This window comes from Paenibacillus mucilaginosus 3016 (assembly GCF_000250655.1).
Taxonomy (GTDB): domain Bacteria; phylum Bacillota; class Bacilli; order Paenibacillales; family NBRC-103111; genus Paenibacillus_G; species Paenibacillus_G mucilaginosus.
Genome location: NC_016935.1, coordinates 3,375,397 through 3,398,144, shown reverse-complemented (window position 1 = coordinate 3,398,144; position 22,748 = coordinate 3,375,397). Strand labels below are relative to the sequence as shown.

24 protein-coding genes and 2 pseudogenes are annotated in these 22,748 nt (G+C 58.7%); 6 read left to right on the top strand and 20 right to left on the bottom strand.

The features are described from left to right. Positions 1–89: 89 nt before the first annotated feature. From PM3016_RS14685 to PM3016_RS14635, 11 genes and pseudogenes are all read right to left on the bottom strand, one after another. The gene (locus PM3016_RS14685) at positions 90–464 is read right to left on the bottom strand and encodes a cupredoxin domain-containing protein (protein ID WP_013916433.1); all 375 of its coding nucleotides are present in this window, start codon (positions 462–464) and stop codon (positions 90–92) included. Between the two features lie 311 nt (positions 465–775). Then, complete coding sequence (locus PM3016_RS14680; RefSeq protein ID WP_014370009.1) at positions 776–1,180, bottom strand: flagellar protein; 405 nt, start codon at positions 1,178–1,180, stop codon at positions 776–778. A 400-nt stretch (positions 1,181–1,580) separates the two neighbouring features. Beyond that, a complete protein-coding gene (locus PM3016_RS14675) occupies positions 1,581–2,432 on the bottom strand; it encodes a purine-nucleoside phosphorylase (RefSeq protein WP_014370008.1) in 852 nt (283 codons plus the stop codon). Between the two features lie 89 nt (positions 2,433–2,521). Further along, positions 2,522–3,348: pseudogene (locus PM3016_RS14670) on the bottom strand (purine-nucleoside phosphorylase). A 220-nt stretch (positions 3,349–3,568) separates the two neighbouring features. After that, positions 3,569–4,468 (bottom strand): site-specific tyrosine recombinase XerD, encoded by a 900-nt coding sequence (xerD, locus tag PM3016_RS14665; protein WP_013916427.1) that lies wholly within the window; start codon positions 4,466–4,468, stop codon positions 3,569–3,571. Positions 4,469–4,604: 136 nt separating this feature from the next. Next, positions 4,605–4,847, bottom strand: a complete 243-nt coding sequence (locus PM3016_RS14660) for a YqzK family protein (RefSeq protein WP_013916426.1) — start codon at positions 4,845–4,847, stop codon at positions 4,605–4,607. Positions 4,848–4,955: 108 nt separating this feature from the next. Beyond that, positions 4,956–6,080, bottom strand: coding sequence for an alanine dehydrogenase (ald, locus tag PM3016_RS14655; RefSeq protein ID WP_013916425.1), 1,125 nt, complete (start codon positions 6,078–6,080; stop codon positions 4,956–4,958). Between the two features lie 128 nt (positions 6,081–6,208). Beyond that, positions 6,209–6,658, bottom strand: coding sequence for a ferric iron uptake transcriptional regulator (fur, locus tag PM3016_RS14650; RefSeq protein WP_013916424.1), 450 nt, complete (start codon positions 6,656–6,658; stop codon positions 6,209–6,211). Positions 6,659–6,775: 117 nt separating this feature from the next. Beyond that, a complete protein-coding gene (gene spoIIM, locus PM3016_RS14645; RefSeq protein WP_013916423.1) occupies positions 6,776–7,423 on the bottom strand; it encodes a stage II sporulation protein M in 648 nt (215 codons plus the stop codon). 71 nt (positions 7,424–7,494) lie between these two features. After that, on the bottom strand, positions 7,495–8,676 hold the full coding sequence (locus PM3016_RS14640; RefSeq protein ID WP_013916422.1) for an endonuclease Q family protein: 1,182 nt from the start codon (positions 8,674–8,676) through the stop codon (positions 7,495–7,497). Continuing rightward, entirely contained in the window at positions 8,673–9,242 is a 570-nt protein-coding gene (locus PM3016_RS14635) for an NUDIX hydrolase (protein WP_013916421.1), read from the bottom strand. Before PM3016_RS14635 ends, PM3016_RS14640 begins: the two co-directional genes overlap by 4 nt. Positions 9,243–9,414: 172 nt before the next feature. On the opposite strand from PM3016_RS14635, the gene mciZ reads away from it, so the two are divergent. After that, a complete protein-coding gene (mciZ, locus tag PM3016_RS14630) occupies positions 9,415–9,678 on the top strand; it encodes a Z-ring formation inhibitor MciZ (RefSeq protein WP_013916420.1) in 264 nt (87 codons plus the stop codon). A gap of 260 nt (positions 9,679–9,938) precedes the next feature. Here the strand turns inward: mciZ and PM3016_RS14625 are convergent, their stop codons facing one another. Beyond that, complete coding sequence (locus tag PM3016_RS14625) at positions 9,939–11,081, bottom strand: M20/M25/M40 family metallo-hydrolase (protein WP_013916419.1); 1,143 nt, start codon at positions 11,079–11,081, stop codon at positions 9,939–9,941. A gap of 74 nt (positions 11,082–11,155) precedes the next feature. Here PM3016_RS14625 and prli42 point away from each other — a divergent pair, with 74 nt between their 5' ends. Further along, the gene (gene prli42, locus PM3016_RS38660) at positions 11,156–11,251 is read left to right on the top strand and encodes a stressosome-associated protein Prli42 (RefSeq protein WP_016362580.1); all 96 of its coding nucleotides are present in this window, start codon (positions 11,156–11,158) and stop codon (positions 11,249–11,251) included. A 21-nt stretch (positions 11,252–11,272) separates the two neighbouring features. Here prli42 and PM3016_RS14620 read toward each other — a convergent pair whose 3' ends face one another. The 4 genes and pseudogenes from PM3016_RS14620 to lpdA all read right to left on the bottom strand — a co-directional run bounded on the left by PM3016_RS14620 (position 11,273) and on the right by lpdA (position 16,254). After that, the gene (locus tag PM3016_RS14620; protein WP_013916418.1) at positions 11,273–12,649 is read right to left on the bottom strand and encodes a dihydrolipoamide acetyltransferase family protein; all 1,377 of its coding nucleotides are present in this window, start codon (positions 12,647–12,649) and stop codon (positions 11,273–11,275) included. Positions 12,650–12,662: 13 nt separating this feature from the next. Then, on the bottom strand, positions 12,663–13,643 hold the full coding sequence (locus tag PM3016_RS14615; RefSeq protein WP_013916417.1) for an alpha-ketoacid dehydrogenase subunit beta: 981 nt from the start codon (positions 13,641–13,643) through the stop codon (positions 12,663–12,665). A 1-nt stretch (position 13,644) separates the two neighbouring features. Beyond that, positions 13,645–14,655, bottom strand: coding sequence for a thiamine pyrophosphate-dependent dehydrogenase E1 component subunit alpha (locus tag PM3016_RS14610; protein ID WP_013916416.1), 1,011 nt, complete (start codon positions 14,653–14,655; stop codon positions 13,645–13,647). Between the two features lie 176 nt (positions 14,656–14,831). Further along, positions 14,832–16,254 (bottom strand): annotated as a pseudogene (gene lpdA, locus PM3016_RS14605) (dihydrolipoyl dehydrogenase). Between the two features lie 157 nt (positions 16,255–16,411). On the opposite strand from lpdA, the gene PM3016_RS14600 reads away from it, so the two are divergent. After that, positions 16,412–16,735 carry a DUF2627 domain-containing protein gene (locus PM3016_RS14600; RefSeq protein ID WP_013916414.1) on the top strand — a complete coding sequence of 108 codons (324 nt, stop codon included), beginning with the start codon at positions 16,412–16,414 and terminating at the stop codon, positions 16,733–16,735. Between the two features lie 32 nt (positions 16,736–16,767). Here PM3016_RS14600 and PM3016_RS14595 read toward each other — a convergent pair whose 3' ends face one another. Beyond that, the gene (locus tag PM3016_RS14595) at positions 16,768–17,067 is read right to left on the bottom strand and encodes a carboxymuconolactone decarboxylase family protein (protein WP_413783334.1); all 300 of its coding nucleotides are present in this window, start codon (positions 17,065–17,067) and stop codon (positions 16,768–16,770) included. A 228-nt stretch (positions 17,068–17,295) separates the two neighbouring features. Here PM3016_RS14595 and PM3016_RS14590 point away from each other — a divergent pair, with 228 nt between their 5' ends. The 3 genes from PM3016_RS14590 to PM3016_RS14580 all read left to right on the top strand — a co-directional run bounded on the left by PM3016_RS14590 (position 17,296) and on the right by PM3016_RS14580 (position 18,253). After that, a complete protein-coding gene (locus PM3016_RS14590) occupies positions 17,296–17,616 on the top strand; it encodes a hypothetical protein (RefSeq protein ID WP_013916412.1) in 321 nt (106 codons plus the stop codon). 82 nt (positions 17,617–17,698) lie between these two features. Continuing rightward, positions 17,699–17,884, top strand: coding sequence for a hypothetical protein (locus PM3016_RS14585; protein WP_013916411.1), 186 nt, complete (start codon positions 17,699–17,701; stop codon positions 17,882–17,884). 132 nt (positions 17,885–18,016) lie between these two features. Continuing rightward, positions 18,017–18,253 (top strand): hypothetical protein, encoded by a 237-nt coding sequence (locus tag PM3016_RS14580; RefSeq protein WP_013916410.1) that lies wholly within the window; start codon positions 18,017–18,019, stop codon positions 18,251–18,253. A 210-nt stretch (positions 18,254–18,463) separates the two neighbouring features. Here the strand turns inward: PM3016_RS14580 and spo0A are convergent, their stop codons facing one another. The 3 genes from spo0A to recN all read right to left on the bottom strand — a co-directional run bounded on the left by spo0A (position 18,464) and on the right by recN (position 22,726). Next, on the bottom strand, positions 18,464–19,264 hold the full coding sequence (spo0A, locus tag PM3016_RS14575) for a sporulation transcription factor Spo0A (RefSeq protein ID WP_014370004.1): 801 nt from the start codon (positions 19,262–19,264) through the stop codon (positions 18,464–18,466). Positions 19,265–19,528: 264 nt separating this feature from the next. Then, on the bottom strand, positions 19,529–20,866 hold the full coding sequence (gene spoIVB / locus PM3016_RS14570) for a SpoIVB peptidase (protein ID WP_014370003.1): 1,338 nt from the start codon (positions 20,864–20,866) through the stop codon (positions 19,529–19,531). Between the two features lie 156 nt (positions 20,867–21,022). After that, positions 21,023–22,726, bottom strand: a complete 1,704-nt coding sequence (gene recN / locus PM3016_RS14565; RefSeq protein ID WP_013916407.1) for a DNA repair protein RecN — start codon at positions 22,724–22,726, stop codon at positions 21,023–21,025. Positions 22,727–22,748 lie beyond the last annotated feature (22 nt).

Sequence of the window (22,748 nt, the reverse complement as noted above, 5' to 3'; positions counted from 1 at the left end):
TTCTGCTTCCCGAAATATCAAAAAAAGAGGAAAGCCCCGGAACCCAGGTTCCGGAGCTTTCCTCTTCTATTGCGTATGCGGCACGCCGATTACTCGACCACAAACTTCGCACGCATCTCTGCGTGGCCAGGACCGCATGGCAGTGCACAAATCACTTCATACTCACCTGGCTTCTCGAAAGTGAAATCAGCCGTTTTGGTGTTATTGTCAAGCTTCACGTTGGTGCCTGCGATCTCAACTGCGTGAAGGCCTTCCTTGTTCACCAAGGAGAGTGTTACTTTCTCGCCGGCTTTCGCTTTGCCCGAGATCTCGAACTTGTAGTTCGAAGCGTTGAACTTCAGCGACGGTCCGGCTGTAGCTTCCTTCGCGAGCTCGGCTTGACGCGCCGAAATGTTCTGGAAGAGCACGCCCGTACCGAGGAGACAGGCGACGATGAACAGTGAAAACATGATCCACTTTTGCATAGGTATTCCCCCCTTACTACGACGAAGACGTATAGTGTTATTGTACAAAAACCAAGCGGACTTACACATGCCTTTTGACGTGCTACCCGTGAAAAATTTGTGACAAATCGCCGCCCGGGCAGCGGCTATGAATTCCCTCTGACATTTTAGCATAAAAGTTACGGACAACCAAACCGGATGACCGAAAATATGAAAACATTGGCAGGGATGAGCGGATCTCCTACTTTGGCCTCCGGTCTGCCACACAAGCAGGCTTATCCGGGGAACGGACAAGCCTGCCTGGAGGAGTAAACCCTTACAGCCGTAATTCTTCAGCGGTAAGCCGCGTTCCGGATCTGGAAGGCGGAAGGCCGGGACGCCTTCTTCGATTCCTGCTCCTTGAGGATATGCAGATCCGAAATAATGCGGACCCGGCACGAGCAGCAGAGATGGTGCTGGCGGATCGGCGCCTGGCACGAATTGCAGGGGTAGGTCAAATTCGGGTAGCTCGCCAGGTGGAGGCGGTTCTCCTTGAGGAAGGCCGTAATCTTCTTCACCGGCACCCCGGTGGCTTCCCTCAGCTGTTCGGTCGTTGCCCTGCGGTTCCTCCTCAGGTAGGACTCGCAGCGGTCAAGTTCGTCATCGAGGGACCGGCAGCAGTCCTGGCAGAGGTTCCTGATATTCTTCTGATAAACCTGACCGCACCCAGAGCAATGGGCTACCTTCAGCATGGTCATGACCGACCCCTTCTTTCTCTGTATATTTATCGATTGGTTCTTTGGTCACTTTTATTATGTAGTTCTTTATGCCCACATTGTAGCACAGGGTACCTACCAATCATAGAGGGTCCGTCAAAAAATCCCGAGGTAACTTTCTCCTCGGCTAACGGCTCTTCTCCAAGTCATACTAAAGATGCATCCGACATCATCATTCTTACCTGGAGGAGGGAACCCCATGGCAAAGCAGCAGGGTCACGGCAACCAGAACACCACTACCCGCACCAGTGACAAAGGCGCCAATAAATCGAAGTAGCTTGAACCGCATCGGCTCTAAAACACAAAAAAAGGACTGCCGGGCTCTTGCGAGCCAGACGCAGTCCTTTTTGGTTTATTTCGGCAAAGAAGGAAGGAAAGAGAATCAGTGCGGGGCCTCCGCCACGAAGCGTTTGACCAGTTCGATGAATACGGGCCTGGTTCGGTTCGCCACGGCCACCACCTGCTCGTGGGTCAGCGGTTCCAGCTCTTCGCCGATAGCCATATCGGTGATGCAGGAGATGCCGAGAACCCGCAGGCCCGCATGGGAAGCGGCGATGACTTCGCCCACCGTCGACATGCCGACCGCATCCCCGCCGAGCTTCGCCAGCATCGTGAGCTCCACCGGCGGCAGATAATTCGGTCCGGTGATGCCCGCATACACCCCCTCCTGCAGACGTACGGCTTCTCCCCGCTCTGCAGACATGCGATCCGCAATGCGTCTGGCCAGCGCACGGTACTCGCGGCTGTACGCCTGCGACATGTCCGAGAAGCGGACCCCGAGCTCCGGATGGTGAATGCCGATCAGCGGGTTGTCCCCCGTCAGATTGAGATGATCGGAGATCAGCATGAGATCGCCAGCCTGGAATCCGCGGTTCATCCCCCCGGCCGCATTCGTGATGAGAAGGGACCTTACGCCGAGCTGCTTCATGACATAGATGGGGAAGACCACTTTTTTCATGGAATAGCCTTCGTAATAATGGAAGCGGCCCTGCATGACGATAACCTGCCGGCCTTCGAGGCGCCCGATGACGAACTGCCCGGCATGGCCTTCCACCGTCGAGACGGGGAAGTGCGGGATCGCGTCATATGGCAGGACAACGGGGTCCTCCACCTGACCCGCAAGGTCCCCGAGTCCCGAGCCCAGAACGAGCCCGAATTCAAGTGTACGCCGGTCAATCCGGTCGCTGATCCACTGGGCGGCCTCCAGAATATGCTGAACGTAGTTCGGTTCCATGTCCATTCCGCTCCTCTCTGGTTGAAGATGCCCCCGCTGCCAGGGCGGCGGAGACCCTTCTTTTCTCTGCTCCCGCTGTGCCCGCCGCTTTACATCCGGCCGATAATCCCGAGCACGGCTTCAGGAATTTCTGCTTCACGCGGTCCGTCGTCTCCATGACTTCCTCATGGGACAGAGGCTGGTCCAGAATCCCGGCAGCCATATTCGAGATACACGAGAAGCCCAGCACCTCGATACCCGCGTGTCTGGCCACAAGCACCTCGGATACCGTGGACATCCCGACCGCGTCCGCTCCAAGCGTACGCATCATGCGGATCTCCGCCGGCGTTTCGTAGGATGGGCCGAGCAGTCCGATATAGACGCCTTCCTTGAGGGCAAGTCCCTGCTCGCCCGCCACTTCGTGGGCAAGCGCACGCAGACGCCGGCTGTACGCCTCGGACATATCCGGGAAGCGGACGCCGAGCTCGCTGAAGTTCGGCCCGATGAGCGGGTTGCGGAACGTAAAGTTGATGTGGTCGCTGATGACCATCAGGTCGCCCGGCTCATAGGACGTATTGACGCCGCCCGCCGCATTGGTGACGAGCAGCTTCTCCACGCCGAGCTCCTTCATCACGCGGACAGGGAACGATACCGTATCCACCCCGTAGCCTTCATACATATGGAAGCGGCCCTTCATAAGAAGCACGTGGCGGCCTTCCACCGTACCCAGCAGCAGCTCGCCCGCATGGCCTTCTACTGTGGAAACGGGAAAATGAGGGATGTCTTCATACGGAATGGTAACGGCATCCTCTACGAGATCGGCGAGAATGCCGAGCCCCGAGCCCAGAATGAGGGCGATCTCCGGCGTCGCCGGGTATTGGCCGCGGATGAATGCTGCGGCTTCTTTAATGTTCTGCAGTACGTTCGTTTTTTCCATGCTTCTGCAGCCTCCTTGAATCGTCGTCGTTATGTAAGTGTTGCTGGCGCCAAATCTACCGTTATTATCGCAAAAGCGGGAGCCTATTGCAAAAACGGGCCGGCCTTCCTCCGGGAGGGCGCCGCCGCACCCCAAAGCAGGCCCCTTCCCTGATCCTGTCAGGGAAAGAGCCTGCTCTCATCTTGCCTGTGCCGGACGAGCGCGGACTGCTCCGGCCGCCTTATTCCATCCGTGCCCGGGGATGGGCCCGGTCGTATACTTCCTTGATCTTCCCCCGGTTCAGCTGGGCATAGATCTGCGTCGTGGAGATGTCCGCATGGCCGAGCATCTCCTGCACCGAACGCAGGTCGGCCCCGTTCTCGAGCAGATGGGCGGCGAAGGAATGCCGCAGCGTATGCGGCGTAATCTCCTGCCGGATCTCGGTGTCCGTGGCATACTTCTTGATGATCTTCCAGAAGCCCTGGCGGGTCATGCGCGTTCCGAGGTGACCGACGAAGAGCGCCGGCTCCGGCTTCGAAGCCTTAAGCAGCTTCGGGCGCATCGATTCGATATAGGCGCTGACGTACTGCGAAGCGATCTCGCCGAGCGGGACGATCCGCTCTCTCCCCCCGCTCCCCGAGCAGCGGATGAAGCCGAGGGACGGATTCACGCTGTCGACATCCAGGGAGATCAGCTCCGAGACGCGGATGCCTGTGGCGTACAGCACCTCGAGCATCGCCTTGTCCCGCATGCCGTTCGGCGTGGACGTCTGCGGGGCGTTCAGCAGCTTGCCCACCTCCTGGATGGACATCACCATCGGCACGCGCTTCTCCGGCTTCGGAGACTCGAGATGAATGGTCGGATCCGAATCCAGCAGGCGCTCTTTAACCAGATATTGGTACAGGGCACGGATGGACACCATGCTCCGTGACAGGGTAGCCACCGCTCTGCCCTTCTGCTTGAGACCGAGCAGATAGCCCGATATGTTGATTCTGGAGCTGGCCTGCAGCGAGAAGACCCCTTGGCTCTCCAGATAATCCAGATACTGCACGAGATCCCGCTCATAGGAATCCAGCGTGTTCTTGGCCAGACCCTTGTCTTCAGACAAATAACGGATAAAAGCTTGCAGTTGTTCTCTCATGCGATTAGGTATCCCCTTTTATGTAGTACAGAGGCAGTCCCTTATCTTTTCCACACGATCGTTCTAATCTCCTGCAACCTATCCTGATTTTTCTTGAAAACCCTTGTCCGTCATGCGTCTTAGGGCCCAAGACAGCCTATTCCCCGATCTCGTAGAACAGCCTGAGGCGCTCGCCCATCGTGCCGGTTCCGGCCAATGCGTCCCCTTCGTTCAGGAACACCTTCACCGCCCGGCCTTCCGGCTCCCTGTACCGGCTGCCCGGCTCGATCCAAGTGGTGACAAGCAGGAGGGCATGATACAGCGCCACCGTGAAGGCGGTGAAGAGGAGCAGAAAGCGGAAGCGTTCCTTCCATTTGCGCAGGGAAAAATGAAAGATCATAGCCTGTACCTCCCAAGGTGCCGGCCGTGTCCGGATGAACGGACGCCGGGCGTCTTAAGAAGAGACTATGATCCTTCGGTCAAAAATATGCGGATACTCCTTCTTCCATCAGGAAATCGGCAGAAGCGAGTCAAGCCCCGTATAAGGAAGTCCCACCGCCTCAGCCACAGCCGGATAGGTGACGTGTCCCTGGTACGTATTCACTCCAAGCTTCAGCGGCGGATTGCCGTAGAGCGCGCGGGTGACCCCTTTGCCGGCAATCTCAAGCGCATACGTGATCGTCACATTCGTCAGCGCCAGTGTGGAGGTACGCGGTACGGCCCCCGGCATATTGGCCACCGCATAGTGGATGACACCATGCTTCTCGTAGGTCGGCTGGCTGTGCGTAGTGACGCGGTCGACGGTCTCGATCGAGCCGCCCTGGTCCACCGCGACGTCGACGATGACCGCACCGGGCTTCATCGTCTTCACCATGTCCTCGGTGACGAGCTTCGGCGCACGGGCGCCCGGAATAAGTACGGCACCGATCAGGAGATCGGCTTTCTGTACGGCGTTGGCGATATTATACGGATTCGACATCAGCGTACGGATCCGCCCGAAGAAGACGTCGTCGAGGTAGCGGAGCCGGTCCGCGCTGCGCTCGATCACAACCACATTCGCGCCGAGGCCGAGCGCCATCTTGGCTGCATTCGTGCCGACAATGCCGCCGCCGAGGATGATGACATCCGCAGGGGGCACACCCGGCACACCGCCGAGCAGAATCCCCCGGCCGCCGTACGACTGCTCGAGGAACTGCGCGCCGACCTGGACGGACATCCGGCCCGCGACCTCGCTCATCGGCGTGAGCAGCGGCAGACCGCCGCTCGGCAGCTGGATCGTCTCGTAGGCGATACCGGTCACCTTGCTGCGTACGAGCGCCTCGGTCAGCTTCGGCTCGGCCGCCAGATGCAGATAAGTGAACAGCGTCAGGCCCTCGCGGAAATAGTCATACTCGGAGGGAAGCGGCTCCTTGACCTTCATGATCATCTCGGAGCGGGCCCATACTTCCGCCGCCTCCGGCACGATCTGCGCCCCTTCCCCCGCATACTCCTCATCGCTGAAGCCGCTGCCGCCCCCGGCCCCGCTCTCGATCAGCACTTCGTGTCCGGCCGCGTGCAGCATCGCAGCGCCGCCCGGGGTCAGAGCCACCCGGTTCTCGTTGTTCTTCAGTTCCTTCGGTACGCCAATAATCACAGTGAGCCGCCTCCTTTGATACGCAAATCATCTGTTCTATAGCGTTTGCCAAGCGGGCCGTATTATGTGGGACAATGCAAAAAACCTTCTCGCTTGAATCGCCTCGATCCAGGGGAAGGTTTCGTTACTCACGATTTGTTCTTATCACGGCAGCGGTGGCAGATGCCTTGGAAGTCCAGCCGGTGATCGAGAACCTGGAAATTGAATTCCTTATCCAGCCGCTCCTCCAGTGGTCCGAGCCAATCTTCCATAATCTCATCCACGGCGCCGCACTGCACACAGATTAGGTGATGATGGTGATGATGAGTGCTGTCATTGCGCAAGTCATAACGTGCCACGCCATCTCCGAAGTTCATTTTCTCCAAGACATGGAGCTCACTCAGAAGCTCCAGGGTCCGGTAGACCGTCGCGAGTCCAATCTCCGGGGCTTTATCCTTAACGAGCATGAATACGTCCTCGGCACTCAGATGGTCTTCCTCGTTCTCGAGGAGCACACGCACGGTGGCTTCCCGCTGGGGCGTCAGTTTGTAGCCTTGCGATTGCAGCTGCTGTTTGATTTTTTCAATTCGAGATTCCATGCTTCTCCCCCTACAATCGAAAGCAACCGCTCCGGGTTTCGCGGACGGCAGTCCCCTGGAAGGGCATTGCCGTATGCTTACATTATAGGTTCTCGCTTGCGGGAAAGTCAAACCCTATTAGGAGCCGGAAACCGTAAGCAGCATGGGCGTCACCCATTTCATCATCACCGGCGACAGATAAGCCTCCAGCCCGGCCACACCGACGAGCAGCACCGCCGAGCCCACCATCGTGCCCGTGAAGCGCATGAACGGTTCGTAGAGCGCGCCCTGGCGGGAGATGAACCGATTCTTGACCAGATGTACCGTAAAGGCCATCGCCGTCACACTGCAGACGAGGAGCACCGGAATCAGCACGAGATTCGGGGGCACGACGGACACCAGGGCGAACAGCAGCCCTTTCCACGAGAGAGTCCCCACCATATAGCCGACCGTGAAGCCGATCAGCACCCCTTTGAGAAAATCGAGAATGAGGATGAGTGGAAGCCCGATCACCGAGATCCCGAGCAGCCAGATCAGGAGAATCCACTTAATGTGCATGCCGAAGGCCTCACGGAAAGAACCGGCCCCTTCGCCGTCCAGTGCGCCCTGGTGGACGGAGGAGAAGAAGTTGCCGAGATAACGGGCAATCTCCTCCCGCTGTTCGATCGAAAGGGCATTCACCATCACAGCCCCGAATACGACGCCCGTTACAAAGACGACGCCGACAAAAATGTAGAATGACAGGTGCTCTTTCATGTACAGCTCCAGCGTCCGGCTCTTCAGCATCGCCCATGCCTCCTTGTCCATATGGAACAATATATGAGGGCTTGGACGAAGTTATGACTCCGGACTCCGCTTTATTTCTTCACCCTGCCGTACTTCCCGCCGCCTCCGGTTTCGAGCTCCAGGGTTCCGGCGCGGGCGTCCAGCAGATACCCGGCGATCGTCTCCCCCGCCGCCTCCTCCAGCTCCTCGCGGGAAGCGCGGTGGAGCAGGTTCATCTCGGTGCCGAACCGCTCGAGCAGACGGCCGTACAGCTTCGGCCCGAGCCCGGGAATGTACTCGAGCGGCACCTGATACCGGTACGGCGGCCGGCTCTCGGGCACATACGGCTCGTCCCGGTCGGCGATGGACAGAATCCGGTCCATCACCCCGCGTACGAGCTTCGTGCTTCCGCAGTAAAGGCAGCGCTCCGTCACCACGGCGCCCCCCTCATCCAGGATCGAGGAGCAGCTGTCGCAGTAGGTGCGGTGGTACTTCCCGAGGCGCGGATTGAGGCCGTAGTTGGCCAGCACGCCCCGTCCCTCCTCTCCGCCCAGCACCCGCCGCAGCTCGCTGAAGGACGCTTCCTCCATCGCGAACTCGTTGTATTCCCGGCCGATCTTCGGCAGGGAATGGGCATCGGAGTTCGTGAGGAAGGTGTAGCGGTCGAGCTCGCTGATATAGCCCGCCATGACGGAGTCGGCGCTCAGGCCGAGCTCCACCCCGGCGATGCCGTCAAGATCAAGCAGATGCTCCATCCGGCTCGAGCCGCTGCCGTAGACGCTCTTGTGCGGCGTGAAAATATGCGCCGGAACGAGCAGCCCTCCGCGCCCGAGCACCTCCTGCTGGAGTTCCCGGGAAGGCACATAGAGGCGCTGTGAGCTCAGCTGCACGTTCTTCATGTGCTTCGACAGCCAGACGGTGAACGACTGCATGTCGGCCAGCTTCGGAAGATAAGCGATCAGGTGCACCGGGCCCATGCCGGGCTCGCGCACCTCGAGCTCGCAGCCGAGCATGACCGTCGTCCGGTGATACGCGATGCCGCCGCCGTCACGCTCTTCCATCTCGCCGGTCATGAGGTAATGCTCCATCTCGCGCTGCACGCCGGGAGAATGGCAGTCGATAATGCCGATAATCTCGATGCCTTTGCGCTCCGAAGCCTCCCGGGCGATATTGTAGAAGGTCAGGTTGTTCGCCGCACTGATCTTGACAGCTTCCCCCGCTTCCGTGCGCCCGATGTGAATATGCAGATCGGCGTAGTACGGCTTCAGGCTCATTCGGGCAGCGATCCTGTCAGGCGGTAGATCTGCCAGGCATAGACGGCCATGATCGTCTTGGCGTCGGAGATCCGGCCGTCCCGGATATACTCCTGCGCCTCATCGAAGGTCAGCTCCTCGACGTTCAGGAACTCGTCTTCGTCCGGCTGGGCTGTGCCCGGGATCAGCTCCTCGGCGGCGTACAGGTGGATGATCTCGTCGGCAAACCCGGGCGAGGTATAAAAGGAAGATAAGAGCCGGATCTTCCCGCACCGGTAGCCGGTCTCCTCCTGGAGCTCCCGCTGGGCGGCTGCAAGCGGATCTTCCCCGGCGTCGAGCTTGCCTGCCGGTATCTCCACCTGACTGCGCTCCAGCGGCTTGCGGTACTGCTCGACCATCAGGATCTTATCCTCCGGCGTCAGGGCCAGCACGGCCACGGCTCCCGGATGCTTCACGATCTCGCGGGTCGCTTCCCCGCCGCCGGGAAGCTTCACCGTATCCACCTGCAGCGAGATGATCTTGCCCTGGAAGACCGGCTGGGTCGATATAGTAATTTCTTCAAATTTTTTGGGAATAGAGCGCGTCATACCGATTCCTCCTACGCTTCTGCGGGTATTGTATTGGTACAGCCTTTTCACATTATACCAGAAGTCAGGGGCCAACCCGAAACCGGGTGGACCGTGCCAAGAATAGGACATAACCTATCAGTCTCCAGCATAAGGTGGACTATAGCATCCTATCAAGCTGGGAGGGAATTCTATGAAATCCTATGTGACCGAGCAGCAGCTCCGACTCGTCGGCAAAGCCTGGGAAATCCGCAAGTACCTGCAGCGCGCACTCGACCGTGCTGCGGCAGACGTGCCTCTCGCAGCTCTTCTCGACGGCACGCAGAGCTACTCCGTACCGAAGGGCAAGCGGGTGATCCGCTCGGCCGCCGCCGTTTCGGGATCGTTCCGCGGACCGGCCTACGCCCGGCAGAACCGGATGCCCGATGTTTCTTCCGCCTACTCCCCCATGAGCTAGCAGGGGTTAACCTATACTGCATTTTCCGCGGGCCGCTTTCTCTTTCTGCAGAAACAAGGCGCGCAGCCCGCTGCCAAGCCCCACCGATCGGCCCTGGATCCGTCCGTGCAAGCGGGACCCGGGGCCTTTTCGGTCCGGCGACGCCGGCAGCCGCTTTCACCCCCGTACGTTCATCCGCCGGCCCGTGAACGGCAGGAAGCCGCGCTTATCGGCGATAAGCGCGGCTTCCTTTGTCTTTCATGAGGTTATCCCAATTCTATCTATGCCTGTGCCTGGGCGGCCGTTTCCTTCACGATCGCCACGACGACTTCCGCCGTCTTCACGAGATCGGACACGGCGATCCGTTCCTTCGTCGTGTGGATGTCGAGGTAGCCGACCGCCAGGTTGACCGTCGGAATCCCGATGCCGTTGAACATGTTGGCGTCGCTTCCTCCGCCGGAGTGGAAGGTGCGCGGCGTGCAGCCGACGCTCCGCAGTGCGGCGGAGGCCAGCTTCACGACCGGCGCCGTCTCATCATACATGTAAGCCGGGTAGATGACGTCGCTCTTGAACTCGAGCTTCGCGCCCGATTCCTCGGCGGCCGATTCGCAGGCTGCGCGCATTTTCTCCACCTGGGCGTACATCTTCTCGTCCGTGATCGAACGGGCTTCGCCTTCGAGGCGGACGCGTTCCACCACGATGTTCGTAGCCCCGTCCACACCGCCTTCGAAGCGTCCGATGTTCGCCGTCGTCTCGCTGTCGATGCGCCCGAGCGGCATGCGGGAGATCGCTTTGCTGGCCACCGCGATCGCCGAGATGCCGTCCTCCGGGTTCACGCCCGCATGGGCCGAACGGCCCCAGAACGTAATGTAGATCTTCGCCTGGGTCGGAGCCGCCACCGCAATATCCCCGATCGTACCGTTGGAGTCCAGCGCGTAGCCGAAGTCCGCGTCGATCAGCTTCGCGTCCATGTTGCGCGAGCCGAGCAGGCCCGACTCCTCGCCCGCCGTGATCGCGAACTGGATCTGGCCGTGCGGGATGTTGTGCTCCTTGAGCACACGGATCGCTTCGAACATGGCGGCGAGGCCTGCCTTGTCGTCCGCGCCCAGGATCGTCGTCCCGTCGCTTCGGATATAGCCGTCTTCCCCGAGCTGCGGCTTTACGCCCTTGCCCGGTGTGACCGTGTCCATGTGGGAGGTGAAGAAGAGCTTCGGTGCTCCCGGCGCTCCCGATGGAGCCAGGGTGAAGAACAGGTTGCCCGAGCCGTGGCCGGTCTTTGAAGCGGAGTCGTCCTCCTGAACGGTCAAGCCGAGCGCTGTGAACTTCTCCTTGAGCACCCGCGAGATTTCCTCTTCGTGCTTCGTTTCGCTGTCAATCTGCACCAATTCCATAAATTCCGCGACCAGCCGCTTTTCCTGAATCATGGACTTTCCTCCCGTATCCCCGTTGGGTTAAAATATAGCCATAGCATTTCCATACACAAGGAGCTGAACACGCATTGCCAAACAAGACCCTGTTTAAAATTGTCGTTTATCTCATGATTGCATCCATGCTGCTCTCTACGATCCTTCTCACGGCCACCTCGTTCTACTAGAAGGCTCCGGAGTACCGAGGCTTAGTACAGCTTCGTTTCCTGGTTGTAGCCCTCCAGGTTCTCCTTCACGCGCTGGAGGAACCGTCCGCAGATGACGCCGTCGAGAATCCGGTGGTCGAGGGACAGGCACATGTTCGCGATGGAACGCACGGCGATCATGTCCTGGATCACCACCGGCTTCTTCACGATGGATTCGAAGGTCAGGATCGCGGCCTGCGGATAGTTGATGATCGGATAAGAAAGAATCGATCCGAACGACCCGGTGTTGTTCACCGTGAACGTCCCGCCTTCGAGTTCGCTCAGCGTCAGTTTGCCGGCTCTGCCCCGCTTGGTAAGATCATCGATCTCGCGGGCGAGGCCGGCTATTGTTTTTTCGTCGGCTTTCTTGATGACCGGCGACAGGACAAAATCCTCCGTGCCCACAAGCAGCGAAATGTTGATGTCCTTCTTCACGATAATCTTGTCGACGCCCCAGACGGAGTTCATGATCGGATAGTCCTTGATGGCATTGACGACCGCCTTCAGCACGAACGCAAGATAGGTCAGGTTGATGCCTTCCTGCTTCATGAACTCGCCTTTGAGTTTGTTGCGCAGATGCACCAGGTTCGTCACATCCACCTCGATCATCGTCCACGCGTGCGGAATCTCGGTCACGCTCTGGCGCGTCCGGCTTGCAATGATGCTTCGCACCGGCGTCACGTCCACGAGGTACTCGCGGTCCCCAGTCATCCGGCCCTCCGCCTCCACATTCGTATGCGGCGGATTCTCCGACAGGTGAAGGCCCGTCGTGCGCACCGGAATCTTCGGCGAAGCCGGTACGAAGACGCCTTCGGCCGCTGCGGCCGCGGCCGCATCCCGTTCAGCCTGCGCCACAGGGATCACGCCTCCCTGTACGGCCGCCGCCCCCGGATTGACGGCCCCTGAGGCGATATGCGCCTCCACGTCCTTGCGCGTGATGCGCCCGCCGAGACCGCTGCCGGCCAGCCGGCTGAGGTCGATTCCGTGCTCGGCCGCCAGCTTCAGTACGGCCGGCGAATACCGGGAGCGCATCGCTTCCTCCGCCGGAGACCCGCCTCCCGCCTGTACCGCTGCTGCCGAAGCACCTGCAGCCGGCTGGACTGCGCCGCCGGGCGCCCCCGAGGCGTTCGGTTCTTCGATCAGGCAGAGCGGCGCACCTACCGGGGCAGTCTCCCCTTCGGCGACCAGCAGAGCGGTGAGGCGGCCTGCGATGGGCGAAGGCATCTCCACGGTCACTTTATCCGTAATGAGCTCGCACAGCACATCATACTGCTCAATGACATCTCCGGGCTGCCGGAGCCACTTGCCTACCGTGGCCGACACCAGGCTCTCGGCCAGGTGCGGCACCGGTACGGCGGTTCCTCTCATGTTCTCGCTCATGTTGCGTATCCTCCTAGAACAAGGCCAGCTTGCGCATGGCTTCCATGATTTTGTCCGTGCTGAGCAGGAAGAACTTCTCCATCGGAGGATTCATGCCCACTGCCGGCACGTCCGGTCCGCACAGACGCATGATCGGCGCATCAAGCTCGAAGAGCAGCTCCTCGGCGATGAGGGCCGACACCTCCGCCCCGACGCCGCCGGTCTTGTTGTCTTCATGCACGATCAGCACCTTGCCGGTCTTCGACGCCGCAGCCAGAATCGCTTCCTTGTCGAGCGGCTGCAGGGTGCGCAGATCGAGCACATGCGCGGAGATGCCTTCCGCGGCCAGCTCCTCCGCCGCGCGGAGGGCATACTGCACTGTGATCCCGTAGGAAATGACGGTGATGTCCGTGCCTTCCCGCTTCACGTCCGCTTTGCCGATCGGCACGATGTAATCCTCTTCGGGCACCTCGCCGGTGATGCCGAGATAGCACTTTTTGTGCTCAAAATACAGCACAGGATCCGCATCCCGCACCGCCGCCTTCAACAGTCCCTTCGCATCGTAAGGATTCGAAGGAGCGACGATCTTCAGGCCCGGTATGCCGAAGAACACCGATTCCGGGCACTGGGAATGGTAGAGCGCCCCCCCGCCCGTCGCCCCGTAAGGAGCACGCACGACAACCGGGCAGTTCCAGTCATTGTTCGAGCGGTAGCGGATCAGCGCCGCCTCGGAGATGATCTGGTTCGTTGCCGGGAAGATAAAATCCGCATACTGCATCTCAGCGATCGGCTTCATGCCGTACATGGCCGCCCCGATCGCCACCCCCGCGATAGCGGATTCGGCCAGCGGCGTATCCATGACGCGCTCCTCGCCGAACTGGTCGCGCAGACCCTTGGTCGCGTTCATCACGCCGCCCTTGCCCACGTCCTCGCCAAGCACGAACACCGACTCGTCGCGCTCCATTTCTTCCTTCATGGCCGTACGGATGGCCTCCAGATATGTAATAACCGCCATGCTAGCGCCCTCCCTCTTCCGCGTATACATGCCTCAGCGTATCCTCGGGGAGCGGGAACGGCGCCTGCTCGGCGTACTGCGTCGCTTCGTTCAGCTCGGCCTTGATGCTCTCCGCCAGCTCCGCTTCCTGCTCGTCGCTCCAGAGACCCGCGCCGGTCAGGTACTGCCGGAAGACCGGCAGACCGTCCTTCGCCCGGTTCTCTTCCACTTCCTCCTTGGTGCGGTACAGCAGATCGTTGTCCGAGGTGGAGTGCGGCGGAATACGGTACATGACCGCTTCGATCAGGGTAGGTCCTTCTCCGCGGAGCGCCCGTTCGCGGGCTTCCTTCACGACGCGGTACACCTCCAGCGCGTCGCGCCCGTCGACCTTCACGCCGGGGAACCCGTAGCCGGCCGCCCGCTCGGCGATGCTGCCCGCGGTCTGCTTGTGCAGGGGCACGGAGATCGCATACTGGTTGTTCTCACACATGAAGATGACGGGCAGCTTGTGCACACCCGCGAAGTTGCAGCCTTCATGGAAGTCCCCCTGGTTGCTCGAACCGTCCCCGAAGGTGACGAACGAGACGAAGTCCTTACGCTGCATCTTCGCCGCCAGGGCGAAGCCTACCGCATGCGGAACCTGCGTGGTGACCGGGGACGAGCCCGTCACGATGTTCAGCTTCTTGTGGCTGAAGTGGCCCGGCATCTGCCGGCCGCCGCTGTTCGGGTCTTCGGCCTTGGCGAAGACGGAGAGCAGCAGCTCCTTCATCGTCATACCGACGGTCAATACGAAGCCGTAGTCCCGGTAATACGGCAGAAAATAATCCTTACCCTTCTGCAGGGCGTATGCCGCAGCGACCTGCGCCGTCTCCTGGCCGATCCCCGACACGTGGAAGGCGATCTTGCCGGAACGCTGGAGCACGAAACCGCGCTCGTCAAACATACGGGCCTTCAGCATATATGTATACATCTCGACGACCTGCGCATCCGTGAGTCCGAGCTGGCGGTGCTTGTAGATTTGTCCGATGGACATGGGAGGAACCCTCCTTGTAGGATACTGACCCGGCACAAGGGCTGGGTCTAATACCAGGTGCTAATACTACCTAATACATTTATATTATAATCTCTTCCCGATATGAAAACAATTTTTGGATCAAGAGATTCATAAGTAATTCATCTTCCCGGGGCGGGGTCGTTCGGCGCCCGCGGCTACATCGTGATGGCTCTTCCGTCCACCGCGAGCATCGCTTCGCCAAGAATCTCCGACAGCGTCGGGTGCGGATGCATCGCCGTTCCCACTTCCCACGGTGCGGCTTCGAGCAGCTGCGCCAGCACGGCCTCCGAGATATAGTCGGTCACATGCGCACCGATCATATGGACCCCTGAGGATATCGTTCGTGCGGGCATCTGCAACCACCTTCACGAATCCGTCCGTCTCGCCCAGCACCAGCGCCTTGCCCAGCGCCTGAAAGTGGACCTTGGACGTCTTGACCTCGTGGCCGCGCTCCTTGGCCTGGGCCTCCGTCCAGCCGACCGAGGCGATCTCCGGACGCGAATACACGCATCTCGGAATCCGGTGCGGTTCATAGCGGTGCGTCTCCTGACGGCAGATATGTTCTGCGGCTGCGATGCCTTCATGGCCTGCGGCATGCGCCAGCTGCACGCCTCCCGTGCAGTCGCCCACGGCATAGATATGGTGCTCCGCCGTCTGCATCGAGGCGTTCACCCGGATATACCCGCCCTCGATCTTCACGTCCGTATTCTCGAGGCCGATTCCTTCCACATTCGCCCCGCGCCCTACGCTGACAAGCGCCGCCCCGGCTTCAAGTCTGATGCGCTCTCCGCGCTGCTCCGCTTCGATCGACAGCCCGCCTTCCTGTTTGCGGCAGGTTTCCGGCAGCACCGTGCAGCCGGTATGGATGGTCACCCCGCGCTTGCGAAGGAGACGCTCGAGCTCCCGGGAGATTTCCTCTTCTTCGCCGGGCACGAGTCTCGGCCCCACCTCGGCGATCGTCACCTTCACGCCGAAGTCGCTGAGCATCGAGGCCCACTCGACCCCGATCACCCCTCCGCCGATGATGAGCATCGACGCCGGCAGCTCTTCCATCCGCAGCGCATCGTCGCTGCTGAGAACCGTCACGCCGTCGGGCTCGAGACCCGGCAGCACGCGCGGACGCGATCCGGTCGCCAGAATCAGCGCCTCCGGCACGAGCGAGAGAATCTCCCCGTCCGCCTGCTCAACGGATACGGCCCCGCTGCGCGGCGAGAAGATCGACGGCCCGATGACACGGCCTTTGCCGTAGAAGACCTGAATCTTGTGCTTGCGCATCAGAAACTGCAGACCGGTATGCAGGCTTTCCACCACTTCATTCTTGCGGCTCAGCACCTGGGGGAAGTTCAGTCTCGTCTCCCCGGTTTCGATCCCGAAACGTGCGCTTTCCTTCATTAAAGCATATACTTCAGCACTTCGGAGAAGCGCCTTGCTCGGGATGCATCCCCGGTGCAGACATGTCCCCCCGAGCTTGTCTTCTTCCACAATGGCCACGGACTTGCCAAGCTGCGCTGCCCGGATCGCTGCAGAATAGCCGCCTACCCCGCCTCCGAGCACCACCACGTCAAAATTCTGCGACATTTTACCATTCCTCCTGCGTAGGTCATTCTCTCTATTCTACCTCTACTTCATGCTAGAAATATAGGTCCAATTTGTGAACAAGCATGAATCCGGCACGGATTTATGGTAACTTAGTAGGGTATGCATACGCTCTCCCCACCAACCGGGACTGGAGTTTATGCGAAAAGTCGACCGTATCCGGCAGGCGCCGGATGACAAAGGAGTCCGCATGAAAGCCGCATTCTACCGTTTCATCGCCATTCTGATGCTGGTGATCCCAGGCCTTATGGCCACGTACGGGTTCCTGGCCGTCAAGGATGCCTGGTTCGCCCAATTCGATCTGACCGCCGCCGACCCCGGCATCCAGTGGGGCAAGCTGCTTTTGGGCCTCCTGCTGTTCGGCGCAGGGGTAGCCTTTATCGGAGGCTGGATTTTCTTCCGCGACCGCAAGCGCAATTATGTCGCCCCCCGGTTCCGGGCCAAAAAACGCAAAAAGGGATAGGCCCCGGCCTACTCCCTTTTTTTCTCTGGCTGCTACTGCTTTCCGTAAGTGAGAGAGCCCAGCGCCTGCTGGACACGGGTCACGCCCTGGGACAGGATATGCCCGCTGCCGACAGCGGCGGCCACGGCCATCGCCTCCAGCACTTCCTGCTTGGATGCGCCCTTGGACAAGGCTTCCTCCACATGATACATCGTACATACCTCATTGTTCGCATAGAGCGCAATTCCCAGCGCAATCAGCTGCTTCTGCTTTTCCTCCAGCGCACCGGGAGCGAAACAGCTGCCCGTAAAACCATGGTATGCTTCGACCATACCGGGCATATGCTCTTTCATGTGCCCGACGCCGATTTTGTAAGAGTCCGTCTTCGATTCCATCTGCATCTGCTCCACCTCCAAGCTGTACCTGTTTTAGGCTTCCCACCTGCACAGGGAGGTATGCGATACAGCGCAAAAACAAAAGCATAAAAAACAAAAAAACACGAAAGCACTTACAAAATTCTACAAACCAGAGAGTAATGCTGTGCTATAATGTGAGGTATCCCAGTGCAAGGAGTAGATTCAATGCAAAAAACTTGTCAAAAAATTGTTCGTGTTCAGGATGGTCTGATTACGGAAATTTATGATGGCTTGGTCTACCGTGTCTTCAGTGATAACGACAGCGCATTGAAGGAGTTGTTGATGGAGGATGTAGGTCTGGACTTTGATACGATCCTGCATACCTATGAGAAATTGATATATGATCTGGCCTGCTCGGGCCATGAGGTCCGCGGCTTCCTGATGAAACGCCTGCCGGAAGGATGGCTGGATTGGGCCCATGCCATCTATTCGGAACATGGACAGGAAGACAAGCAGCTTGTTCATACGACACAGCCGATCCTGTAATTGGCTGAAGCCAGGCGGCATGACTCTTTCCTGCGCACCCCATACTAAGGGAGGCAATTCACAGGGAAGGAGGTGCACGAAGATGCTTGAACATCTCGAAAGCAATTACGACTGCGCCGCTGCCGGCGAGGATCTTCATGCCCTGCTCAGCGAGCTTGCCGAGCTGAGAGGCCGGGGGCCGGATGTGGACGCGCTCGCTTCCGAGCGGATCAACCGCCTCGAGAATCAAATTTCTTTTATCAAGAACAAATGCGACATCAAGCCTTAATTGTCAATCGCCCTCTTACCTTCATAGCAAGCGGGAAAGAAACAGCCGGACGCTTCCGTTCGGCTTTTTTCTCTGTCAACTGTTAAGGTTTGCCTCTTCTCTGCCGATATAACAGGTAACGGAGGGATGAGTATGTATCGTTTGGACAGCGATTTGAAACTGAGAATTGCCGCCGCCTGTGAAGTGGACGTCATGGTGCTCCGCGGCGAAGAGCGGATCGATGCGGGACAGGTGACTGAAGTCGACGCTGACTGCGTGGAGATTAACCACGTGCCGTACCGCAAAGCCTTGTACACCTTCTGGGATGTGACCTTATGGGGAGGCTCCAATGAGCTCCCGGCTTTACAGGAAACCCATATCTCTTACTAAGCATTTCAAATCCACCCAACGAACCGGACTAAGGGAAACGGCCGCCGGCCTGTTGCCTTTCGCCGCTTTCAAATAAGAATGACGCTTGGACCTAGCCCGCCCCAGCGCCATTCTTTTTGTCGTGCAATCAAACCCTGCAGTTCTCACCGGCTTAGGATGACCTTTGAGGGTGCACGCTTACGCGTCCTCAGGGTCCTGGCCGGCTCCCCTTCAAGAAACCTTGTGCTCGATGCGCAGCTTATCGGCCACCATAGCGATGAATTCCGAGTTCGTCGGCTTCGCCTTGGAAATATTGATCGTGTACCCGAACAGGTGCGAGATGCTGTCGATGTTGCCGCGCGTCCAGGCGACCTCAATCGCATGGCGGATGGCACGTTCGACGCGGCTCGGCGTCGTCTTGTATTTCTCGGCAATCGCCGGATACAAGGTCTTCGTAATCGCGCCCAGAATCTCGATGTTGTTGTAGACCATCGTGATCGCTTCACGCAGATACTGGTAGCCCTTAATGTGCGCAGGCACGCCGATTTCGTGGATGATCGTCGTGATGTTCGCGTCCAGGTTCTTGCCCTTCGGCAGCTGCACCACATTCTTCATTCCGGAAGAGCTCGACATCATCGGCATCGACTGGTTGGTGGATACCAGCTGTCGGATGCGGTTCGTGAGGATCTCCATGTCAAACGGCTTCAGAATATAGTAGGAGGCGCCGAGCTGTACAGCCTTCTGGGTGATATTCTCCTGACCGAAGGCCGTCAGCATGATGATCTTCGGCTGAGGGTTCAGATCCATCTCGCGGAGCTTCTCCAATACGCCGAGGCCGTCAAGATGCGGCATAATAATATCCAAAATGAGCACGTCCGGCACCTTCGCGCTTTGTTCGATCAAACGCAGCACATCATTTCCGTTATAGGCCACACCGGCAACTCTCATATCGTCCTGATCGTCGATAAACTCCGAAAGCAGATTCGTAAACTCACGATTGTCGTCTGCTAAAAGAACTTCAATGGTTTGCAACGTCTAACTCCTCCTTCATTTACGGCAATTGACTTTAGCATTTTTTACCTAGCTTATGAATTCGACATGCACATCAAAATTCCTTCTGTCGAATATTATTTTTCTGGATTTTTTTTCGGCGATATTTTATAATGATTAATTTAATCCATCATTATACATTTATCGACATCAGCTTAGGGAAACTGCCACAGGCTGACTTCAGCATTCCCGCAATTCCTTACTCATGCTATCTACTTCTCCTCAAAATAAAAAAACCGAAGGCCGCTAGCTCGCCTTCAGTTCCTGTCCATTCCCCGCCGCCGGTCTCAGCATGATGCCGGCATCCTGCAGCATCCATTCGATGAAGCAGCCGTAGCCGCTGGTCGGATCGTTGACGAAGACATGGGTCACGGCGCCGATCACTTTGCCGTTCTGGATAATCGGACTTCCGCTCATGCCCTGCACGATGCCGCCCGTCTTGTCCAGCAGGCGCTGGTCGGTAATCTTGATGACCATGCCCTTGGTCGCCGGATACTCCTGCTTCGCGACGTGGACCACCTCAATATCGAACTTCTCCACCTTCTGCCCGCCCACAACCGTATAGATCTGGGCCGGTCCTTCCTTCACTTCTTCCGCGAAAGCCACCGGAAGAGCCTTGTCACTGAGGCTGTGGCTTGGGGATTCGAACATCTTGCCGAAAATGCCGAACTGCGTGTTGCGCTCGATATTGCCGATCGCCTTGCCGTCCTTCGGGAAGATCGCCCGCTTCTCTCCCGGCTCGCCGTTCTGGCTCTTGGAGATCGACGTGACATTGGAATGCACGATCTCCCCGTTGCCGACCTTGATAGGCGTCTGGGTGTCCATGTCCGTGATGACATGCCCCAGGGCGCCGTACACTCCCTGATCCGGTGCATAGAATGTCAGCGTCCCTACACCGGCAGCCGAATCGCGGATGTAGAGCCCGAGACGGTATGCTTTGTCCACGATATCGTAAGCCGGCGTAATCGCAATATCCAGGGTCTCGCTGCCGCGGACCACGGTCAGCATGATTTCTTTTTTCGCCTCGCCCGCCGATTTGACGAGCTCCGCCACCTTGCTGACTTCACTGACCGGCTTCCCGTTCATCTTGACGATCAGGTCGCCAAGCAGCACCTTGGCTTCTTCGCCCGGTGACGTCTTCTTGTCCTCGGCTACGGCTACCAGGTGATGGCCGACAACCATGATTCCCGCCGACTTCAGCTTGACGCCGATCGTCTGGCCGCCGGGAATGACCTTGAGGTCGGGAACGACATTGACCTTTACAGTTTTCAGCGGAATGGCTCCGAAGAGCTTCAGCTTCATCTCCGTCTGTCCTGCCTTATAGGTCTGAAGCGAAATCGGATGATGTAAATCCACTTGGAATGAGTGCTCCGCCGTGCCGTTCACCTTGAGAATCTCCGGGTGGGACACGGTCACCATCGCATTTACCGGCATCGATAGCTGCAGATGGGCTTGCTGTCCGGTGAAGAGCCGGACTTCCTCGGGGAATGAGGCAAAGCTGCGGAAAGGCGTGGTCAGGCTACCCAAACAAACGAAGAGGACGAGCAGTAATCCAATCAATCTTTTTCTCTGGTTGGAACTCAATTCGCTCACGCTCCCTTGCTTCCTGCTTAGCGGGCACGGAAGGCGGCAGCTTGTGCCGCCCCTCCGTGTCACACCTGCAATGTGCACCGCCGTTTGTGTACCTTTAAGATTGCCTCGCGGGATTTCTTTTATGTTACGTAATTGCTCCCTAAGCTCTCAGACCATCCTTGCCTTCTTATCATTTGCCAGACCGAGCATTTCCTGCGCGTGCTGCAGCGTCTTGTCGGTCACCTCGACACCGCCGAGCATCCGTGCAAGCTCATGAATCCGGCCGGTTTCATTCAAATCGTCAATATTGGTATAAGTGCGGTTGCCGTCAACCCGTTTATGAATGAGATAATGCACATCCGCCATGCAGGCCACCTGCGGAAGGTGGGTGATCGAGAACACTTGGCATGCGTCCGCCAGCTTCGACATCTTCTCGGCGATCGCCTGGGCTGCGCGCCCGCTCACCCCGGTGTCCACCTCGTCGAAGACCAGGACCGGAATGCGGTCCACACGGGCAAAGATCGACTTCAGGGCAAGCATGACACGGGAGATCTCGCCGCCGGAAGCGATCTTGCTCAAAGAGCGGAGCGGCTCACCGGGGTTCGCCGAGATCAGGAATTCGACGAGATCGCCGCCTTCTCTGGTCAGTTTGCGGCGCTCCCCTTCATGCGGGGCAAAGTTCACCTTGAACTGCGTCCGCTCCATATGCAGGCCGCGCAGCTCGGATACGATCTCGCCGGCAAGCTCCTCGGCCACCGCCATCCGCTCCACGGTCAGCTTGTCCGCCAGCCGGTCGACCGTCTCCCGTGCCTTGGCCTCTTCCTTCTGAAGCTGCTGCAGCTTCTCATCCTTGTTCTCAATGAGATCGAGCTCCCGTTCGATCTTGTCGGCATGCGCCAAGATCTCCGCCACGTTCTCTCCGTATTTCCGCCGGAGCGATGAGATCGTGTCGAGCCGCTGCTCAATGAAATCGAGCCGCACCGGATCGAATTCGATCTCTTCCCGGTAGTCCCTCACCTGATAAGCCGCATCCTCAAGCTGGTAGAACGCGCTCTGCACCTGCTCCACCAACGGCCCCAGCTTGGCCGTATCGAGCTGTGCGATATCCTGAAGCTTCTGCACCGCCTTGGATACGGCATCGAGTCCTTTGCCGCCGTACAGCAGATCATAAGCATCCGACGCGTTCTGGTACAGCCGTTCCGCATTGGCCAGCTTGCGTTTCTCGTCGCCGAGGGCTTCGTCCTCCCCTGCCTTGAGCTTCGCTGAGCGGATCTCCTCCACCTGAAACCGGTACAAATCGAGCATCTGAAGCGCCTGCTTGCTCGTTTCCTGGAGCTCGCGCACCTGCCTGCGGACAGCCTGATAAGCGTCGAATGCCTGCTGGTACTCCCGCTTGACCGGGAGAATCCGGCTCTCTCCGAACAGATCGAGCCAGCGGATATGCTCCTCGATCTTGAACAGGGATTGGTGCTCGTGCTGGCCGTGGATGTTAACGAGCCATTCCCCAATCTCCTTCAGTGTGGCGAGATTGACGAGATGCCCGTTCACCCGGCTCGTGCTTTTGCCCGCTGCCGTTATTTCTCTGCGTATGATAAGATGCTCATCTTCCCCGGGTTCTATTCCTATCCGTTCCACAACGCCCCACACCGGATGATCGGATGCAATCTGGAACAGGGCCTCGATCGCCGCCTTGTCACTTCCGTACCGGACGAGATCTGTAGAGCTGCGCCCGCCCGCTATCAGGCTCAGCGCGTCGATAATGATGGATTTGCCCGCACCCGTTTCGCCGGTCAGCACATGAAAGCCTCTTTTGCAGTGCAGTTCGACGTGCTCGATCACCGCCAAATGACGAATGGATAATTCCAGCAGCATATTCATGCACCTCATTTACACT

Bases quoted from the DNA above. Each gene is read 5' to 3' on its own strand.
- PM3016_RS14685 (WP_013916433.1), bottom strand. From the start codon at position 464: ATGCAAAAGTGGATCATGTTTTCACTGTTCATCGTCGCCTGTCTCCTC.
- PM3016_RS14680 (WP_014370009.1), bottom strand. From the start codon at position 1,180: ATGACCATGCTGAAGGTAGCCCATTGCTCTGGGTGCGGTCAGGTTTAT.
- PM3016_RS14675 (WP_014370008.1), bottom strand. From the start codon at position 2,432: ATGGAACCGAACTACGTTCAGCATATTCTGGAGGCCGCCCAGTGGATC.
- xerD (WP_013916427.1), bottom strand. From the start codon at position 4,468: ATGAGAGAACAACTGCAAGCTTTTATCCGTTATTTGTCTGAAGACAAG.
- PM3016_RS14660 (WP_013916426.1), bottom strand. From the start codon at position 4,847: ATGATCTTTCATTTTTCCCTGCGCAAATGGAAGGAACGCTTCCGCTTT.
- fur (WP_013916424.1), bottom strand. From the start codon at position 6,658: ATGGAATCTCGAATTGAAAAAATCAAACAGCAGCTGCAATCGCAAGGC.
- spoIIM (WP_013916423.1), bottom strand. From the start codon at position 7,423: ATGCTGAAGAGCCGGACGCTGGAGCTGTACATGAAAGAGCACCTGTCA.
- PM3016_RS14640 (WP_013916422.1), bottom strand. From the start codon at position 8,676: ATGAGCCTGAAGCCGTACTACGCCGATCTGCATATTCACATCGGGCGC.
- PM3016_RS14635 (WP_013916421.1), bottom strand. From the start codon at position 9,242: ATGACGCGCTCTATTCCCAAAAAATTTGAAGAAATTACTATATCGACC.
- mciZ (WP_013916420.1), top strand. From the start codon at position 9,415: ATGAAATCCTATGTGACCGAGCAGCAGCTCCGACTCGTCGGCAAAGCC.
- PM3016_RS14625 (WP_013916419.1), bottom strand. From the start codon at position 11,081: ATGATTCAGGAAAAGCGGCTGGTCGCGGAATTTATGGAATTGGTGCAG.
- PM3016_RS14620 (WP_013916418.1), bottom strand. From the start codon at position 12,649: ATGAGCGAGAACATGAGAGGAACCGCCGTACCGGTGCCGCACCTGGCC.
- PM3016_RS14615 (WP_013916417.1), bottom strand. From the start codon at position 13,643: ATGGCGGTTATTACATATCTGGAGGCCATCCGTACGGCCATGAAGGAA.
- PM3016_RS14610 (WP_013916416.1), bottom strand. From the start codon at position 14,655: ATGTCCATCGGACAAATCTACAAGCACCGCCAGCTCGGACTCACGGAT.
- PM3016_RS14600 (WP_013916414.1), top strand. From the start codon at position 16,412: ATGCGAAAAGTCGACCGTATCCGGCAGGCGCCGGATGACAAAGGAGTC.
- PM3016_RS14595 (WP_413783334.1), bottom strand. From the start codon at position 17,067: ATGAAAGAGCATATGCCCGGTATGGTCGAAGCATACCATGGTTTTACG.
- PM3016_RS14590 (WP_013916412.1), top strand. From the start codon at position 17,296: ATGCAAAAAACTTGTCAAAAAATTGTTCGTGTTCAGGATGGTCTGATT.
- PM3016_RS14585 (WP_013916411.1), top strand. From the start codon at position 17,699: ATGCTTGAACATCTCGAAAGCAATTACGACTGCGCCGCTGCCGGCGAG.
- PM3016_RS14580 (WP_013916410.1), top strand. From the start codon at position 18,017: ATGTATCGTTTGGACAGCGATTTGAAACTGAGAATTGCCGCCGCCTGT.
- recN (WP_013916407.1), bottom strand. From the start codon at position 22,726: ATGCTGCTGGAATTATCCATTCGTCATTTGGCGGTGATCGAGCACGTC.